The sequence below is a fragment of the Candidatus Leptovillus gracilis genome, from assembly GCA_016716065.1.
Taxonomy (GTDB): domain Bacteria; phylum Chloroflexota; class Anaerolineae; order Promineifilales; family Promineifilaceae; genus Leptovillus; species Leptovillus gracilis.
Genome location: JADJXA010000024.1, coordinates 1 through 16,072, shown reverse-complemented (window position 1 = coordinate 16,072; position 16,072 = coordinate 1). Strand labels below are relative to the sequence as shown.

15 protein-coding genes and 4 pseudogenes are annotated in these 16,072 nt (G+C 55.4%); 4 read left to right on the top strand and 15 right to left on the bottom strand.

All coding sequences use genetic code 11. From position 1 onward, the window contains the following. The 5 genes and pseudogenes from IPM39_26035 to rlmN all read right to left on the bottom strand — a co-directional run. On the bottom strand, positions 1–292 hold a 292-nt coding region (locus IPM39_26035; protein MBK8989475.1), incomplete at its 3' end, for a hypothetical protein. A gap of 207 nt (positions 293–499) precedes the next feature. Further along, positions 500–688, bottom strand: coding sequence for a hypothetical protein (locus tag IPM39_26030; GenBank protein MBK8989474.1), 189 nt, complete (start codon positions 686–688; stop codon positions 500–502). A gap of 136 nt (positions 689–824) precedes the next feature. Then, positions 825–1,157, bottom strand: a complete 333-nt coding sequence (locus IPM39_26025) for a hypothetical protein (protein ID MBK8989473.1) — start codon at positions 1,155–1,157, stop codon at positions 825–827. After that, positions 1,154–1,792 carry a serine/threonine protein kinase gene (locus tag IPM39_26020; GenBank protein MBK8989472.1) on the bottom strand — a complete coding sequence of 213 codons (639 nt, stop codon included), beginning with the start codon at positions 1,790–1,792 and terminating at the stop codon, positions 1,154–1,156. Before IPM39_26020 ends, IPM39_26025 begins: the two co-directional genes overlap by 4 nt. Positions 1,793–1,881: 89 nt before the next feature. Beyond that, positions 1,882–2,964: pseudogene (gene rlmN, locus IPM39_26015) on the bottom strand (23S rRNA (adenine(2503)-C(2))-methyltransferase RlmN). A gap of 110 nt (positions 2,965–3,074) precedes the next feature. Between rlmN and IPM39_26010 the strand changes: the two are divergent. From IPM39_26010 to IPM39_25995, 4 genes and pseudogenes are all read left to right on the top strand, one after another. Continuing rightward, positions 3,075–3,979: pseudogene (locus IPM39_26010) on the top strand (ROK family protein). 141 nt (positions 3,980–4,120) lie between these two features. Then, entirely contained in the window at positions 4,121–4,516 is a 396-nt protein-coding gene (locus tag IPM39_26005; GenBank protein MBK8989471.1) for a DUF123 domain-containing protein, read from the top strand. 241 nt (positions 4,517–4,757) lie between these two features. After that, positions 4,758–4,910, top strand: coding sequence for a Flp family type IVb pilin (locus IPM39_26000; protein ID MBK8989470.1), 153 nt, complete (start codon positions 4,758–4,760; stop codon positions 4,908–4,910). Between the two features lie 1,262 nt (positions 4,911–6,172). Beyond that, positions 6,173–7,624, top strand: coding sequence for an ISKra4 family transposase (locus IPM39_25995; protein ID MBK8989469.1), 1,452 nt, complete (start codon positions 6,173–6,175; stop codon positions 7,622–7,624). Between the two features lie 124 nt (positions 7,625–7,748). On the opposite strand, the gene IPM39_25990 is transcribed toward IPM39_25995, so the two are convergent. The 10 genes and pseudogenes from IPM39_25990 to IPM39_25945 form a co-directional block, all read right to left on the bottom strand. Then, positions 7,749–7,997, bottom strand: a complete 249-nt coding sequence (locus IPM39_25990; protein ID MBK8989468.1) for a hypothetical protein — start codon at positions 7,995–7,997, stop codon at positions 7,749–7,751. Positions 7,998–8,103: 106 nt separating this feature from the next. Next, the gene (locus IPM39_25985; protein ID MBK8989467.1) at positions 8,104–8,259 is read right to left on the bottom strand and encodes a hypothetical protein; all 156 of its coding nucleotides are present in this window, start codon (positions 8,257–8,259) and stop codon (positions 8,104–8,106) included. A 6-nt stretch (positions 8,260–8,265) separates the two neighbouring features. Then, a complete protein-coding gene (locus IPM39_25980) occupies positions 8,266–9,075 on the bottom strand; it encodes a transposase (protein ID MBK8989466.1) in 810 nt (269 codons plus the stop codon). A 505-nt stretch (positions 9,076–9,580) separates the two neighbouring features. Then, positions 9,581–10,278, bottom strand: a pseudogene (locus tag IPM39_25975) (aminotransferase class III-fold pyridoxal phosphate-dependent enzyme). Positions 10,279–10,544: 266 nt separating this feature from the next. Beyond that, positions 10,545–10,850 (bottom strand): aminotransferase class III-fold pyridoxal phosphate-dependent enzyme, encoded by a 306-nt coding sequence (locus IPM39_25970; GenBank protein MBK8989465.1) that lies wholly within the window; start codon positions 10,848–10,850, stop codon positions 10,545–10,547. Positions 10,851–10,984: 134 nt separating this feature from the next. After that, positions 10,985–12,430: a phosphotransferase gene (locus IPM39_25965; GenBank protein MBK8989464.1), complete on the bottom strand. Its 1,446-nt coding sequence runs from the start codon at positions 12,428–12,430 to the stop codon at positions 10,985–10,987. 34 nt (positions 12,431–12,464) lie between these two features. After that, positions 12,465–12,743 (bottom strand): hypothetical protein, encoded by a 279-nt coding sequence (locus IPM39_25960; GenBank protein ID MBK8989463.1) that lies wholly within the window; start codon positions 12,741–12,743, stop codon positions 12,465–12,467. Positions 12,744–12,800: 57 nt separating this feature from the next. Continuing rightward, positions 12,801–13,454 (bottom strand): methionine biosynthesis protein MetW, encoded by a 654-nt coding sequence (gene metW / locus IPM39_25955; protein MBK8989462.1) that lies wholly within the window; start codon positions 13,452–13,454, stop codon positions 12,801–12,803. A gap of 11 nt (positions 13,455–13,465) precedes the next feature. Next, the gene (locus IPM39_25950; protein ID MBK8989461.1) at positions 13,466–14,629 is read right to left on the bottom strand and encodes a homoserine O-acetyltransferase; all 1,164 of its coding nucleotides are present in this window, start codon (positions 14,627–14,629) and stop codon (positions 13,466–13,468) included. A 98-nt stretch (positions 14,630–14,727) separates the two neighbouring features. Continuing rightward, a pseudogene (locus IPM39_25945) lies at positions 14,728–16,014 on the bottom strand (aminotransferase class I/II-fold pyridoxal phosphate-dependent enzyme). Positions 16,015–16,072 lie beyond the last annotated feature (58 nt).

Below are 16,072 nucleotides of genomic sequence, written 5' to 3'. Positions count from 1 at the left end.
CCACCGGGGTATTGGTTGGCGTCGGCGTGGGCGTTGCCTCCAGGTAAGCGCCTAAAGTAAATTCAAGCGGTTCTCCAATCGCACTGCCGGTGGCGGCATCCGTGAGCTGCCAGGTGCTGTCAAAACGACCGGCGCGGCTGGGCGCTGTAAAATCGGCGGTGATGGTGGTTTGTTCGCCGGGATTGAGCGCAGCCACGACAATGGGGTCGTCCTCGAAGCCAAATGTTTCCCCATCAACATAGACCCATTCCAAGCTGTCAGGCCAGGGACAGGTTCCGCTGTTTTCCAGCACCCAGTTCACCGGGAAATTTTTGCCGGTCGGAGCGGCGTCAGAACTGTTCGTTTTGGTAGGTATAGGTGTTGACCAGGGTGACGCCGGGGACGCACGCTTCTAAATAGAGGGTGGTGCTGTCAACAGTGGGGGTAGGCGTGGGCGTTATTGTGGCTTCCGGCGTGGGGGTGAAAGTTGTTTCAACGGCCCGTTGTTGGGCGGCTTTCTTCAGTTAACTGCAGCGGCGGCAATGGTGGCGGCGGTGTCCGGGGTTTCTTGTGGTGATGTTGTGGCAGTGGGGCTGGCTGTGTCCGTCGCTGCCGGACTGGCGTTCGCGACCACCTCATTGTCCTGATTCCGGTCGCCAAACAGGCTGAAGGCAACGGCCGTTCCCCCCAAAAGCGCCAAAATCAGCACCCCTAGTCCCACAAAAAGCCAGGGAGAACGTTTTTTGGCGACCGGTGGGGGCGGCGCCGCGAGCGGCGGTGGGGGCTGTGTTTGGGAGGGCAGCGGGATGCTTTGGAAAGTAGGCGTGCTGTCATGGACGCCGGCGCTAAAGGCTGTGGCGGGAAACGGCCGTGCTGGCCTGGACCGCCTGCGTGGGCGTTTTGGCCGCCGTCAAAGGCACAGCGGCAGCCGAGACCGCCACAAAAACACCGGATTTGGCGCTAGAATCCAGTTGGATAGCGCGTAAATCTTCAGCCATCTCACCGGCTGTTTCGTACCGGTCATCCGGATCCTTAGCCATTGCCTTGAGAATGACGTCCTGCAAAGCGATTGGCACATTGGGATTAAAAGTAACCGGTTCAGGCGCCGGTTCGTTGACATGCTTCATAATGACGGCGAGGGGCGTATCGGCGGTGTAGGGCAGTTGTCCCGTTGTCATTTGGAAGAGCAGGATGCCCAGGGCGTAGATGTCCGCACGCGCTTGTCGCCGGGTTTGCCCATAGCCTGTTCCGGGGACATGTAGGAGGGGGTGCCGATCAAAGCGCCGGTGGCGGTGTAGGCCATCGTTTGCCCGCCCATCATCTTGACGATGCCAAAATCGGTGAGCAGAGCGCGGTCATTATCGCCCAGCATGATGTTGGCCGGTTTTACGTCTCGGTGGACCATGCCATGCCGGTGGGCGTAATCCAGGGCTTCGGCCACTTGATAGCCAAGCTGCACCGCTTTGCCCAGAGCCATGCTTTCCTGTTTTTCCGTCAGGTCTTCCAGCCGTTGTTTGAGCGTGCCTCCGGCGATGTATTCCATTACCAGGTAATAGGTGTCCTCCTGGTAAACGTCAAAATCATACACGCCGACGATGTTGGCATGGTTCATGGCGGCCATGGCGCGCGCTTCACGTTTAAAACGCTGCAAGAAGTCTTGTTCACTGGCTAAAAAGGCGTGCATCAACTTGATAGCGACGTAGCGGTCCAGGTTTTCCTGGTAGGCCTTGTAGACTTCAGCCATGCCGCCGCGGCCTAATTTTTCTAGTATTTGGTATTTACCGATGGTACGACCGGTTAGGGTGTCTGACATAGCTTCTCCGCTGGTTGGGGCTGAGTTTGATTTCTAGTTTACCAAGTTTGAGAAGAACAAAGTAGCTTTGGTTTACAGTGCCTTGTAAGTTAGTGTACCGTTAGTTTGTTACGATGCTTTAATTGACCGCAGCCGGCAGCGATGTCGATGCCACGGCGCTGGCGGACGGTGCTGGGGATGTGGTAGCTGGTGAGGATGACCTGGAACTGTTTAACGGCCGTTGTGCGAGCCGGCAGTCCATCATAACCCAGGGTAGAGTTGAGCGGGATGAGGTTAACGTGGGCGTCCATGCCTTGCAGTAGTACGCCCAGAGCATGAGCCTGTTCTGGTGTGTCGTTTTTGCCTTCGATGAGCGTCCATTCAAAGAAAATGCGGCGGCCTCGTTTGTCGATGTAGGTGCGGCAGGCAGCCATCAGTTCGGCCAGCGGCCAACGGCGGGCTGGTGGCACCAATGCCTGCCGTTCTTCGTCCGTGGCGCCGTGCAGACTGACGGCCAGACGCACGGGGCGGGTTTCGTCGTCGGCCAGGCGCAAAATGCCGGGGACCAGGCCGACGGTGCTGAGGGTGATGTGCCGGGGCGCCAGCGCCAGCCCTTTGTGGTCGGTGAGGATGTCGATGGCTGCCATGGTGGCGTCGTAGTTGTGCAGCGGTTCGCCCATGCCCATGAGTACCACGTTGCGCAGGCGCTGCCCGCTTTGCTGCAAGATTTGGTTGACATAAAGCGCCTGAGCCACGATCTCGCCGGGGGCGAGGTGGCGCGTGTAGCCCATCTGACCGGTGGCGCAGAAAACGCAGCCCATGGCGCAGCCGACCTGCGAGCTGATGCAGGCGGTGGCGCGGGGATGGTACCGTCGCGTCCGCTGGAACCCATCAGTACCGGTTTCGATGGTTTCGCCGTCGGCCAGTTTGAGCAGGAATTTTGGGTGAGGCCGTCGCTGCTGGTAACGGCCGTTTCCGTTGCCAACACGCCGATTCTGGTTTCTGCCTGTAATCGCTGGAGCAGGTCAACGTCTCAAGCCATCGATTTCGGATAGCGATTGAGCCTGGGTTTGGTAGAGCGCCTGCCAAAGCTGCTCAGCATGAAAGGTGGAGAATCCCCAGTCGTGGAGCAGGTGGGCGAGTTGGGGGCGGGTATAGTCATAGAGGTTGTGGGTGGTAACGGCCGTTTGCATGAGCCGATTGGCCAGAGAGAGGTAGAATTGCCAAAAAGCGTGAAATGTCGGTAAGCTAGAGCGTTAGGTCAGATTTTCCTCTTGCTCTTGCTTCAAGATGAGGTGTGACGATGGCTGATTATGTGTTGGCGTTGGATTTTGGCGGAACGAAATTGTCGGCGGCGCTGCTTGAATTAGGTCAGGATGCGCCGCACTGGTTGGCGCGGGAGCGGGTGTTTTCGCCGCCGGCCGGAGATGCGCAGTTTGACATTACCACGATGATTGAGTTGGGGCGGAAACTGCTGGCGGGCAAACGGCCGTTTGCCGTGGGCGTCAGTTTTGGCGGACCGGTGGATTACCGGAGCGGCGTGGTGCATTTATCCCATCACGTGCCGGGTTGGGAGAACACGCCGCTGGAAGCCTTGCTGGAAGAGGCGTTTGGCGCGGAGACGAAGGTGGATAATGACGCCAACGCGGCGGCGCTGGGGGAATGGCGTTTTGGCGCGGGACGCGGGTACGACAGTCTGCTTTACGTGACGGTGAGTACGGGTGTGGGGGGCGGCTGGGTGCTGAACGGCCGTTGCTGGCGCGGGCATGAGGGCATGGCGGGTGAAATCGGGCACACCGTCGTCGATCCCAATGGTCCGTTGTGTTTGTGCGGCAAGCGCGGCTGCGTAGAACGGCTGACTTCTGGTCCTATATGGCGCAAGATTTCAAAACGCAGAGCGGGGCGGTGGACGAGATTACCGGGCAGAAAGTGGCTGAATTGGCGGCCGCCGGAAATCAACTGGCGCGGGAAATTTTGCTGCGAGGCGCCAGCGCCGGCGTTGGCCTGGGCAACGCCGCCAATCTTATCAATCCGCAGTTGTTTGTCTTGGGCGGCGGCGTCACAAAAGCGGGTGATTTGTGGTGGGAGACGGTGCGTCAGGCGGCGCGGCAAACGGCTCTGCCGGAGGTCCATTTTGACATCGCGCCGGCGGCTTTAGCGGACGATGCGCCGTTGTGGGGCGCGGCAGCGCTGGCGCTTGAGACGTGAGGCGTGGGGCGTGATGCGTGAAAAATCCTCACATCACGCATCACGCCTCATACAAAATGGAGTTTTTATGGAGAGGCGACATGTCTTTGGCTCCGTGACGATTTTGGGTAATGATTCCCTGGCGAAACTGATATTTTGCGGATGCGGGTGGAGGCGGACATTCGGGTGCGTTTTGGCCGGTTTCAGGGTGGCGAGCCGGTGCGGGTTCCGCGCGGGGAGATGCTTTATCTGGGTTCGGCGCGCCGCGGACTGGCGGGACGGGTGCTGCGCCATGCTTTGCGCTGCGAAGACAAACCGCCTCAGGCGTTGTTTGCGTCGTTGCTCTTGGAAATGCAGGAGGCGGGATTGAAAAACGGCCGTTTTCGTCCCCCGACCGCTAAAAAACTGCACTGGCACATTGATTATTTGTTGGAGGAAACGGCCGTTACGCTCAGCCACGTGTTGCTTTTGCGTACTCGGAGCGGTTGGAAGAGGCAGGGGACTGGCTGCTGGCGCAGGCGGAAACGGTGTCCTGGCTCCCGGTTTGGGGGCGAGTGATGCGCGGAGGCAAACGCACCTGCTGGGCGTACAAGCAGATGAGCAGTGGTGGTTGGCGCTAATGAAAAAATGGGGGATGAAGGGGAAACCCGAGATTGTGGACAAAATACCAGAACCATTTCCAAAATGAGCAGTTGATAAATGACTGGGCAGATCCTATTGAAACCGGGAAAGGGGCAGTGGTAGGCTGTAGGTATTATATCTTTTATCAGGGTAAATATTGATTTTTGGAGGCATTACAATGTTATTTTTAAATCGTGAAGAAGGTCAAGGTTTGGTAGAGTATGCATTGATTCTCGTTTTGGTTGCGGTTGTCATTATCGCCATCCTGACGTTGCTGGGTCCCCAGATAGGTAACGTTTTCAGCCGTATCACTTCTGGTCTCAGCGCCTAAGCTTTATCAATCATTTTGATAGTAAAAAAGCACCCTGTCTCAGACAGGTACTTTTTATAAGGGAATTTGATTGGGTTGAGCGAAGAGGGCTGACGCTGGTAGAGAATAGGGAGGAAGTGAAAGGGTTACAAGTCGCTTAATTAAAGCTGGACGGAGAATGATAACCTTTTGATCATTTCTTTCAGAAGGTCATTGCCTCTGTGAAGGTGAGGACGTTTATCTCACCAAACGAAGTAAAAACCCAATGTGCCAATGATAGGAATTTCCAACCGTGCAGCTAATTTGCGGGCATCACGATACCATCTGTCAGGAAAGGCCACTCTGCACAGCAGCCACGGCTAAACAAGCTGCTTCCCGCATTAATATGCCGTAAATAATCGAGAAAAAAAAGGTTCCTCTTCTGCTCTTAAAGGAACAATTTCGCCACCCAAGTCCAGGCAAGATGCCTGGACGCCTTCAGCAAATTCTTCAATAACCTGTGGCGTGGTTGCAATTTGGCTCCGCAATGCTCGCGGCAGTAAGTCAATGCACCTACCAAAGCGAAGTTAGGAAGAACAGTATTGTCGAGGAGCAAGAGCCGCCGAAGTTGTGGGATTGTCTTCTGGGGAACCAGGAATTGAGCGCTTGAATTTCAGCGCGCCTCAAATTTGTCTGCCGGACCAATGCGTAAAGGCCACCTGCACGCCACGAAACGATTTCGCAGTTCTAGTTCGGCATATCCAGCATTCAGCAGTTTGCCCAGGTTGATTTCCTCATCCAGGTAAGCGCTTACTACCAGCGACCATGCCAGATCTGGTTACTCACGATCATCTTGCAAGGCGGTATCAACCAGCCCTGGCTGTTGTTTCTGTAATTTGGTAAGTGTGCAAACGCCAATCCGTGACCAGATCATAAGTGACGACTCCTTATATCTAAAATAGCCCAATAAATACTTGAATGGGTTTGCTTGATTATAGCATTTTCGTCCAGGGAAAGATCGAGCTTGATGGCAAGTTCCCTCCTGGTTATAGCGAATGCGTTTCGGCAATGCCTTTGTCCTGCCCTTCCAGCGTGACAGAAACGGCCGTTAACCCACCATGCCAGCTTCAATCATAACGTCGTTATTGGGGTAATCTCGTTTAATATTCTCGGCGTTGGACACAGGCATCACCACAATCACTGAACTATATTGGTTGAGGGTGTGTTTCAAATGAGTTGGAGGATTGAAATCATGAACCAAATCGTGTATCAGTAGATTTACGAATCCTGAACCGAGGTGACTCATGACTTCCAACCCAACCGAAATCATACAACAAATTCAAAACAAAGTAGCAAAAATGATCGAGAGTGTAACAGGCCAGCAAGCGTTGAGATTGACAGCCTATGATGCCGAGAAAATGGTATTGCAAGACTTACTGACCCTGGGGGCATCCTTGATGACTGCGTACTATCAAACAAGAGCGGCCGCATTTGACGTGGCTAGCGTGACCAAGCCGGATGGGACAACCCTGCCGTTTCATAGTTGGAAACCGAGGCAGCAACTGACCATCTTTGGTGATGTGCGCATTGAGCGTTCCTATTTCTATCAGAGCGGGGTAGGCGGTTATTTCCCACTGGACGAGGCCGTGAATTTACCGCCAGAGCTGTACTCTGATGTGGTGCAAGAGATACATGCCGAACTAGCGGTGGCACAACCCTACCGCCATGGTCATGATTTCCTCCAGCGGTGGCTCAATCTCTCCGTTTCATCGCGTGCCGTGCAAGCCGTCGTCACAGAAAGCGGGAAAAGCATAGTTGCTTTTTATGAACAAATACCGCCACCTGTGGTCAATGCCCAGGCAGAAATCCTGGTGGCGCAAGCCGATGGCAAAGGGGTGCCGCTCATTCTGGGTACAGACAGCAGTCAGTCTGTGCGACCGAAACGGGGTCAAGCCCGCAGTCGTAAAAAAGAAGCGATGGTGACCACAGTGTATACGCAAGCGGCTTATCAACGGTCAGCTGCAGAGGTTACAGCCTCTTTATTCCACGAGAACACAGGGAGAACTCCATCCCCAAAACCGCCGCCCAAACCCTGTGACAAAATGATTTGGGCAACTTTGGAAGGTAAAGAGGTAGCGCTCACGCGCTTGCAGGCGGCTGTGCAACAACGAGAACATGCCCGTCTAGTACATCGTGTCGCCTTATGTGATGGCGCGGAGGCGTTGCAGCAGCAATTGCAGGAAAAGTTGCCCCATTTCACCTTGATACTCGACTTCATCCACGCTTACGAATATCTTTGGAAAGCGGCCAATGCCCTCTACCACGAAGATGACCCGCAACGACTCGCTTGGGTACGCGAGCAAACACTGTTGCTCCTATCCGGGCAAACAACAACCGTCATTGAGACGTTGCAGCAAGCAGCTCAACAAAGCCACGCCCCCGCTGCCAGTCTCAAGTTACAGCAGGTTGCCAACTATTTTGAACGCAACCTCCCTTACATGGCTTATGACGAGTGCTTGCGGCAGGGCTGGCCGATTGCTTCCGGGGTTATTGAAGGCGCTTGCCGTCATATTGTCAAAGACCGTATGGAACTATCCGGGATGCGTTGGTCACAAGATGGCGCAGAACAACTACTCCGACTTCGTTGTGTCCATCACAACGGTCATTGGGACACCTTCTGGGAATATCGCCGCGCCCAACGCTTACAACCCAATTCGGCTAACAGAGAGTGTTCATCTCTCCCTGTAGCTGCCTAACCCAACTGAGATGAAACACACCCATTGGTTGATGGCATCCCGGCTTACGACAATGACAGGAAGGGGTTCAACTTGTTCTGATCCTTCTACCGGGTTTGATTGTCGTCAAGCATATCACCCCGTTTTATAATGACTCGACCGTTTCGGTTTGGAATGCCTGATAGTCGGCGTCTTTCACCGTTACAGCAAAGTGGCGGTTGATGGAGTCCCGTTCCAAATCAGCAATGAACTGCTCTAAAGCCGCCACAAAGAGTGCGTTTCGATTGGGCACTTGACCTGAATTGACTAATTCCTGGCTGCGTTGGAGTAAATTTGCGGGTGATATCACCGTGGTGCGCACGGTCTCATAATTGTCGAGTACATGATGCTGCATATCACCCCATCATTTTTGATGCGAAATATGATGCAAATATGATGCGCGATGTGATGATTGTTAACATCCCCGCCAAATCCATACCTCCTCACCAAAACGGCCGTTTCTATTTTTCCCTCGTCTCTTGTATTTTTACCGAGTTCAAAATTGCTCTAAAAACTTTTTCTGCAGCTACTTCATTGTTAGGATGCACGTTGCCAACAGAATCCATTCCCCTGTTTGTGCTTAAAACTGCTCTGGAAAGGAAAGCTTCTTTTTTCATATTTACCTATATAACCTTTGGTGCTAGTTCATAGGCTGAACTCGGCGATGGAAAATGGACACACCCATCTTCATCAACCTGAATGCCATTCCATTGAACCAGTGTATTGAACAGAGCCATCGTGTAAGCGAGTCGGCTTTGGAAATACGACCAGGCGCGATGCATCACCTTCTTAAAATGACAGACCAAAGTCAACATCGACAAAACCGTTTCAACAATCATGCGGGTGTTCCATTCTCCGCGAGGGCAAAGGCGCAAATTGTCCGGGTGCCAATCCTTTTTCGTAAAACCGGTGTCGGCAAAGATGGCCATGTAAGCAGCATGGCGGTTGATGAGGTCTTGAAAAGCGGTGCCATCATGCACATTAGCGGTGTCCATATCCCAGTCCACAATCAAACCAAGGTTGTTCAAAACGAAACACAACTTGCCGCCGACAATCCAACGATGATTAGACAACCCTTTCCGCCCAATCTGTTCTTCCGTGCGTCCTTCCCGACGCGGGTGAATCAATTCAATGCCATAAGAATCAGCCAGCCCGATCAGGGAATGGCCGGCCATAAAGCCATCTGTCCACTGTCTGTGAGTGTTAAACAGTCGAAAAAGTCGGGTCCGGTCAGGCAGATGAGGAAAAAGGTGACGGTAATCTCGCACCAGCCAGCGATAGAAAGCTCGGTTGCCAACTCCTTTCAAAGCAAACAAGAAAGCCAGGGTCACGACTTCACTGGGACACAATGAGGCTTGACTATGTTTTGGCACAATACCCATCTGGTCATCAACTCGGCAGAACAGTTCAATGATAAAATCTTCTGTAGTCATCGGGTTCTCCTTTTGCTAGTGGTCTTGTAGCTCTTAGCTTAAGGGAACTCGATGCTTTTTTTCAACTAGCACCAAAGGTTATATATCCAGTGATGCCACTCACTTCAATTTGTTGAGGGTTTATATAGAACTCGCTATCTTCAATATTTTTCAGCCGTATCACGGGATTCACCACTGTGAAAGGGACGACCATAAATAAGAGAACTTTTGGTGCAACTTGTCTCCCTGGTTTTCGCATGGATATGTGCTCATCATAGTCATTAACTTGAAAAAAAGAATCTGCGGCACAAACAAAATTTGATGACTTGTACATAAGGAACATCAGATTTCGGTCCATTTTGACAGGAAACAATCAAAATCGGCAATAAACCCATTAGCAATCCAACAAAAAAATTTCACTCTGCTATATCCACAAAAGCCTAAAAATTTTTCCCATCTTTTTTCTCTTTGTGCTTTGAGCGCTCGGGAAAACGGCTGTTCTCCCTCAATCTCTAATCTCCCATCTCTAAACCCGCGCCGCATCCTCCGCCAACACCTTATCCAACGTCTCCACCAGGAAATCGGCGTTAGCGGCGTCAAAGACAATGGGCGGTTTGAGTTTGAGTACGTTGTGCAGCGGCCCGTCTATGGAAAGCAGGATGCCATGCTCCTTCATGCGCTCCATGATGTAGCCGGCTTCCCAGGCTGCCGGTTCCAGCGTTTCCCGGCTGCGCACCAGTTCAACGCCCACAAATAACCCCAAGCCGCGCACATCGCCGATGATGGGATGGCGTTCCGCCAGGCGCCGTCAGCCCTCCAACAACCGGCTGCCTACCTGCCGGCGTTGGCCTGCAAACCTTCCATCTCGATCACGTCGAGAACGGCCGTTCCCACCGCACAAGAAACGGGATTGCCGCCAAACGTGTTGAAATACTCCATGCCGTTGGCAAAGGAGTCGGCAATGGCGCGGGTCGTGACCACCGCGCCCAGTGGATGGCCGTTGCCAATTGGCTTGCCCAGGGTGACGATGTCTGGGACCACACCTTGCGTCTCAAAGCCCCAGAAATGAGAGCCGACGCGGCCAAAACCGACCTGCACCTCGTCGGCGATGCATACCCCGCCTGCTGCGCGCACGTAGTCGAACACGTCTTGCAGGTAGCCGTCTGGCAGCACAATCTGCCCGCCGCAGCCCAGCACCGACTCGACAATGGTGCCAGCTAACAAACCTTTTTACCGCGAAGAGGGTGGAGGATGCGGAAGATGCGGAGAAATCTTTGTTTTCTCCGCGTTCTCCGCGGTTCAATTCTTCAATGATTTGGGCAACATGGGCCGCATATGCCGGACCAGAATCATATCCTTTGTACACCCCGCGGTAGGGGTCGGGCATGAGCGCTTTGTGCACGTGGGGGGGCGCGCCTTTGCCGCCGGGACCGTCGTGTTTGTACGGACTGATGTCGATGAGGGCGGCGGTGTTGCCGTGATACGCGCCATCAATGACGATGAGGTCTTCCGCGCCGGTGTGGGTTCAGCGCCAGGCGCAGCGCCAGTTCGTTGGCCTCGCTGCCGCTGCACAAAAAGCAGACCTCCAGTTCTCTGGGGAAGCGGGCCAGCAGCCGCTCGGCGTAGTTGACGATGTTGTCGTGGAGATAGCGGGTGTTGGTGTTGAGTACGGCTGCCTGGTCAGACAGCGCCTTGACGACGCGGGGATGACTGTGCCCGACGTGGCAGACATTGTTGACCACATCCAGATACGGCCGTCCCACCTCATCATACAAATACTGCCGCCAGCCGCGCACAATTTTCAGCGGGGTCTGGTAAGAAATGGAGAGGTTGGGGCCAAAGTGTTTGTGGCGGCGGTCCAGGATTTCTCGTTTGGATAGGGGCGGCTCTGGGAAAAAGTGTGTCGGGGATGCCCAGAATCAGGTTCGGGTCAGGCAAATGCTCTTCCAGACTTCGCGCTGGCTGGCAGGGGCCACGCCGATGAAGTCGCCTTCTTTGCCCAGCATGTCGAGCATAATCTGGAAATGGAGATGGGGCGGCCAACCGCCGTTTTCGTGCATAGCGCCGATCGTGGCAATCTGCTCTCCGGCGGCGATTCGTTTGCCCACTGTCCAGTCAGCCATAGATTTTCGGCTGAGATGGCCGTAAAGCGTGTAGAAGGGCACGCCTTCATCGGTTTCGTGCGCCAGGATGAGGGTGGGACCGTAGTCGAAAGGCAAATTGTTGTCATGAAAACTGTGGATTTGCCAGGGAACGGGGGCGTGAACAACCTGTTCCGCAAGGCGCAAATAAGTCGACTGCTGATGTGAATGGTGCGCCACTCGCTGCTGGCGGTGCGGAAGGAGTCGGCTGAGTAGATGAGGCGCGGTTCGTCGTAGCGGCCAATGCCGACCTGGGCGTTGGCCGTTTTCAACCTCATTTCGATGCGTTTGGCGGCGGCGGGCAGATTCCCATAGTCAGCAGGGCTGCCCAGTTCCAGGCTGCCGACACTGCTGTCGAAGACACGCGGGTTGAGTGTTTGCCAGTCGGCGCCCAGGATGGGGATGAAAACTGCGCTGGTGGGAGAGGAGGTAACGGGAAACGGCCGTTGCCTGCGGTACGGGTTCCAGTCCACAAGCATGACGGAATACGGCGCGCGCCAGGGCGGAGGGAACGCCATCCAGTTTGCGCAGCAGCGCCCAGGCCGGCTGCTGGCTGACGACCAGATAGGATCGTCGGGGTGGAGCGTTTGTTGGTAGGTGGATAAGGTGACGCTGGTGGCGAGCCGGGCGCGGATAAGCAGGTCGAGTAGTTCCAGTTCCAGGTCGGTGAGAGGCAGGGCGGCGTGATAACCGGCGACCATGTGGGCGGCGACGGCCAGCGGATCGGGCTTGTCGAGCATGGCGTAGGCGGCGGCAATCGCCAGTTCAAAAATGGTGGCGGAGTGGACCATGTCGCCAAAGTCGATGAGTCCGGCGATGCGGCGCGGCTGTTTGCGCTCGGCGGTGACGAGTACATTGTAGTCGTTGGCGTCGCTGTGGATGACGCTCTGGCGCAATGCAGGCAGGCGCGGCGTGACCTCGTTCTCGAAACGGGCCAGCACGGTTTCGACCAGGGCATGCTGGTCCGGCTCTTGAATGTATTCGAGGCGCTGGCGGATGGTGGCGCTGGTATGAGCCATGTCCCAATGCAGATGGCGGTGCATGGCGGGATGGCTGAAATCGGCGAAGGCGACAGTGGTGCGCCAAAAAGTGGCCGAAATCATAGAGCAGGTCAGGGCTGTGGGGGTTGACGAGCGCCAGGGGATGCCGGGCAGGTAGGTGAGCAGGCGTACGTCGTAGGTTTGCCGGAGGGATGGGAAACGGCCCCTTCGGCAGCTCAGGCCGGCCCCCTTCAAGGCAGGCAGCCACTGGCAAGCTCAGTGCAGGCGGTTATCGGTTCTCCTTTTTCGATAGGACAACTTCTGGAATGTGGTCAGCCAGGTCTGGCTGGCGGCGCAGGTGGGCGAGCGCCTGATTCTGGTAGTCGAGGATGTCGCGGCTTTCAGTTTTACCGGAGATTTTGAGGACGTAGGAACGGCCGTTTTCTCCAATAAGCCGGTAGTTTTGGTCACGCTCACTGGGCAGAGGTTTGACATGGCCGGTTATTCCGTAGACATCTTGGGCAATCTGGATGGCTTCTTGGGCAGTAAATGAGGGGCGCTGTAGCATGATGGTCTCCTCTCCTGAAATGATGAAGGATGAAGGATGAATTAAGATGAAAGGAGTTTAGCTTTTGGGGGGAGAGATGGCAAGATTAACCGGAGAGTACGTAAAGGTCGTTGTCGCCAACAAATTCTTAAACCAGCCCGCCGGCGCTTTACGCCCGCCAGCCATGTAGACCGCTTCCAAAATTGAGATGTCCAGGGTACGGCACAATGTCGTAAAATCCGCTACCGTCATCGCCTGCCAGCGCGGGGGCGCATACCAGCTTTGCGGCAGTTCCGGCGCCGGCGGTATATTGCCTGTGAGCAGCAAATCCAGGCGGCAGCGCCAGTAGCCCCAATTGGGGAAACTGACAATCGCCTTGTGACCGACGCGCAGCATTTCCTGCAAAATCATCATGGGATCGTCCAAAAAAGGCAGCGTCTGGCTTAACACCACATAGTCAAAGCTGTTGTCCGGGATAATCGGCCGTCCTTCCTCCAAGTTGCCCTGGCGCACGCTTAGACCGCGGCGCACACAGGCCAGCACCCCTGCTTCCGTCAATTCGATGCCCCGCCCCTTCACCTGATGTTGGTGTACCAGGTAATCCAACAGTTCCCCATCCCCGCAGCCCAGGTCCAGCACCCGTGTTTTGGCAGGGATAAGCGCCGCCAAAACTTGAAGATCGGGGCGGAGTGACGTGGAAATATTGAAGATTGAAGATTGTGGATTGGTCATGAGGCAGCCCCTTAAATCTTTAATCTTTGATCTTCATTTTCTTCCTGCCATAAACGGTCCAGAAAGCTTTGCAGCAGGGCGGTCATGGTTTCCACTTCTAAGAGAAAGGCGTCGTGGCCCCAGGTGGAGGCAATATCGAGAAAGGTGACGTCAGCGCCAACGGCCGTTAACGCCGCCACCAGATCCTTGCTGTGATAGGTCGGATAGAGCCAGTCGCTGGTAAAACTCACCACCAAAAACTTAATCTCCGCCGCATGGACAAACGAGCCTGCCAGCGTGCCCGTGGGTTCCGTCAGGTCCAGGTAATCCATTGCCTTCGTCACGTAGAGGTAGCTGTTGGCGTCAAAGCGGCGCGTAAAATTGTTGCCGTTGTACTTGAGATAACTTTCTACCTGGAATTCCGTCTGGAACTCATACCCGGACTTTTCCCGGTCTTGCAGGCGGCGGCCAAACTTGTGCTGCATACTCTCGTCGCTCAGGTAAGTGATGTGGCCCACCATGCGCGCCACCGCCAGGCCGGCGTCCGGCTTTTGCGCTTTGTCGTAGTAATCGCCGGCTTGCCAGTGTGGGTCAGCGTAGATGGCCTGCCGCCCCACTTCGCTCAGGGCGATGAGCATGGGGCTGTGGCGGCCGGTGGTCGCCAGGGGAATGGCGGCTTTGAGCCGGGTAGGATGGTGGGCGGCCCACTCCAGCACCTGCATCCCGCCCATCGAACCCCCCGCCACGCAAAAAAGCTGACCGATGCCTAAGTGATCGATCAGCTTCACCTGCGCCCGCACCATGTCGCCAATGGTGATGACGGGCAATTGCAGGCCGTAGGGTTTTCCCGTGGCCGGATTGGTCTCCGTGGGACCGGTGGAGCCGTAGCAGCTTCCCAGCACATTGCTGCAAATCACAAAATAGCGGTTGGTGTCAAATGCCTTGCCCGGCCCGATGCAGTCGTCCCACCAGCCCGGTTTGTCGTGGCCTGCATGAAAACCGGCGGCGTGGGCGCTGCCGCTGAGCGCGTGGCAAATCAAGATGGCGTTGGTGCGCGTCGCATTCAGTGCGCCATAAGTTTCATACGCCAGCGTCACCGGACTGAGCGCCGCGCCGCTTTCCAGCAAAAATGGCTCCTCCTTGGCGAAGGTGTAGGTTTGTGTCTCAACAGTGCCAACAGAATTTTCAGGAATCATCTTGGTTTAGTGTACAGTTTACAGTTTACAGTGAACGGTTTACAGTGGCGCAACTGTTCACTGTCCACTGTTCACTGTTCACTGTTCACTGTTCTCTCCTACTGTTGCGCTGCCGCCAGCGCCTGATCCAAATCCCACAAAATATCTTCGATATCTTCGATGCCCACGCTGAGGCGAATGAAATCAGGGGTGATGCCGGCTGTTTTCATTTCATCTTCCGTCAACTGGCTGTGGGTGGTGGAGGCGGCGTGGATCGCCAGGGATTTGGCGTCGCCGACGTTGGCCAGGTGGCTGAAGAGCTGTAAGGTTGTTGATGAAGGTCTCGCCGGCGGCGCGCCCCCCTTGACGCCAAGCCCGAGAATCGCGCCGGCGCCTTTGGGCAGAATCTTTTGGCGCGTTCGTGATGCGGATGGCTGGCTAAACCGGGATAGAGACCCAGGCCACGCCCGGATGCCCTTCCAGGAATTCGGCGACCTTTGGGTATTGCTGGCGTGGCGGTCCAGACGCAGGCTGAGCGTTTCCAGGCCCTGCACCGTCTGCCAACTGTTGAAGGGCGCCTGGCAAGCGCCAATGTCGCGCAAAATCTGCACCCGCGCTTTGAGGATGAAGGCCGGCGCGCCTAAATCGGCGTAGACCAGCCCATGGTAGCTGGGGTCCGGCGTGGTGAAGTTGGCGAAACGGCCGCCCCGCCAATCAAAATTCCCGCCATCCACAATCACGCCGCCGATGGTGGTCCCGTGCCCGCCAATGAACTTGGTGGTGGAATGCACGATGATATTGGCGCCCCATTCAAACGGGCGGCAAAGATAGGGGGTGGCAAAGGTGTTGTCGATCATCAGCGGAATGTGGTGTTTCTGGGCAATGGCCGAGACTTCCTCAAAAGGGAACACCGAGATGTCCGGGTTGCCCAACGTTTCGCCGTAGATGATCTTGGTATTGTCCTGAATCGCCGCCTCAAACGCTGCCGGGTCAGACGGATCCACAAACGTGACGCTGATGCCCAGCCGGGGAAAGGTGTAGTTGAACTGGTTGTAGGTGCCGCCATACAAAGCGGCTGCTGCTGACAATGTGGTCTCCGCCCCGCAAAGCGTCAAAATCGCCATCGTCTGCGCCCCATGCCCGCTGCTGGCTGCCAGCGCTCCTACGCCCCCCTCCAGATCAGCGATGCGCTTTTCCAGCACGTCGGTGGTGGGGTTCATGATGCGGGTGTAGATGTTGCCCAACTCTTTGAGGGCAAACAAATTGGCGGCGTGTTCGGTGCTGTTGAACTGGTAGCTGGAGGTCTGGTAAATAGGGACCGCCCGGCTGCCGGTGGCGGGGTCGGGCTGCTGCCCGGCGTGTAATTGACGCGTGGTAAAACCTAGTTTGCGGGTTGCTTCGGTCATGAAAAACGATCTCCTTAATGGTGAATGGTTAACGGCAAATGGTGAATGGTTAATTGAC

Excerpts from the sequence above, each read along its gene's own strand:
- IPM39_25950 (MBK8989461.1), bottom strand. The coding sequence starts at position 14,629 with ATGATTCCTGAAAATTCTGTTGGCACTGTTGAGACACAAACCTACACC.
- IPM39_26005 (MBK8989471.1), top strand. The coding sequence starts at position 4,121 with ATGCGGGTGGAGGCGGACATTCGGGTGCGTTTTGGCCGGTTTCAGGGT.
- IPM39_25985 (MBK8989467.1), bottom strand. The coding sequence starts at position 8,259 with ATGAAAAAAGAAGCTTTCCTTTCCAGAGCAGTTTTAAGCACAAACAGG.
- IPM39_26020 (MBK8989472.1), bottom strand. The coding sequence starts at position 1,792 with ATGTCAGACACCCTAACCGGTCGTACCATCGGTAAATACCAAATACTA.
- IPM39_26000 (MBK8989470.1), top strand. The coding sequence starts at position 4,758 with ATGTTATTTTTAAATCGTGAAGAAGGTCAAGGTTTGGTAGAGTATGCA.
- IPM39_26025 (MBK8989473.1), bottom strand. The coding sequence starts at position 1,157 with ATGACAACGGGACAACTGCCCTACACCGCCGATACGCCCCTCGCCGTC.
- IPM39_25980 (MBK8989466.1), bottom strand. The coding sequence starts at position 9,075 with ATGACTACAGAAGATTTTATCATTGAACTGTTCTGCCGAGTTGATGAC.
- IPM39_25995 (MBK8989469.1), top strand. The coding sequence starts at position 6,173 with ATGACTTCCAACCCAACCGAAATCATACAACAAATTCAAAACAAAGTA.
- IPM39_25960 (MBK8989463.1), bottom strand. The coding sequence starts at position 12,743 with ATGCTACAGCGCCCCTCATTTACTGCCCAAGAAGCCATCCAGATTGCC.
- IPM39_25990 (MBK8989468.1), bottom strand. The coding sequence starts at position 7,997 with ATGCAGCATCATGTACTCGACAATTATGAGACCGTGCGCACCACGGTG.
- metW (MBK8989462.1), bottom strand. The coding sequence starts at position 13,454 with ATGACCAATCCACAATCTTCAATCTTCAATATTTCCACGTCACTCCGC.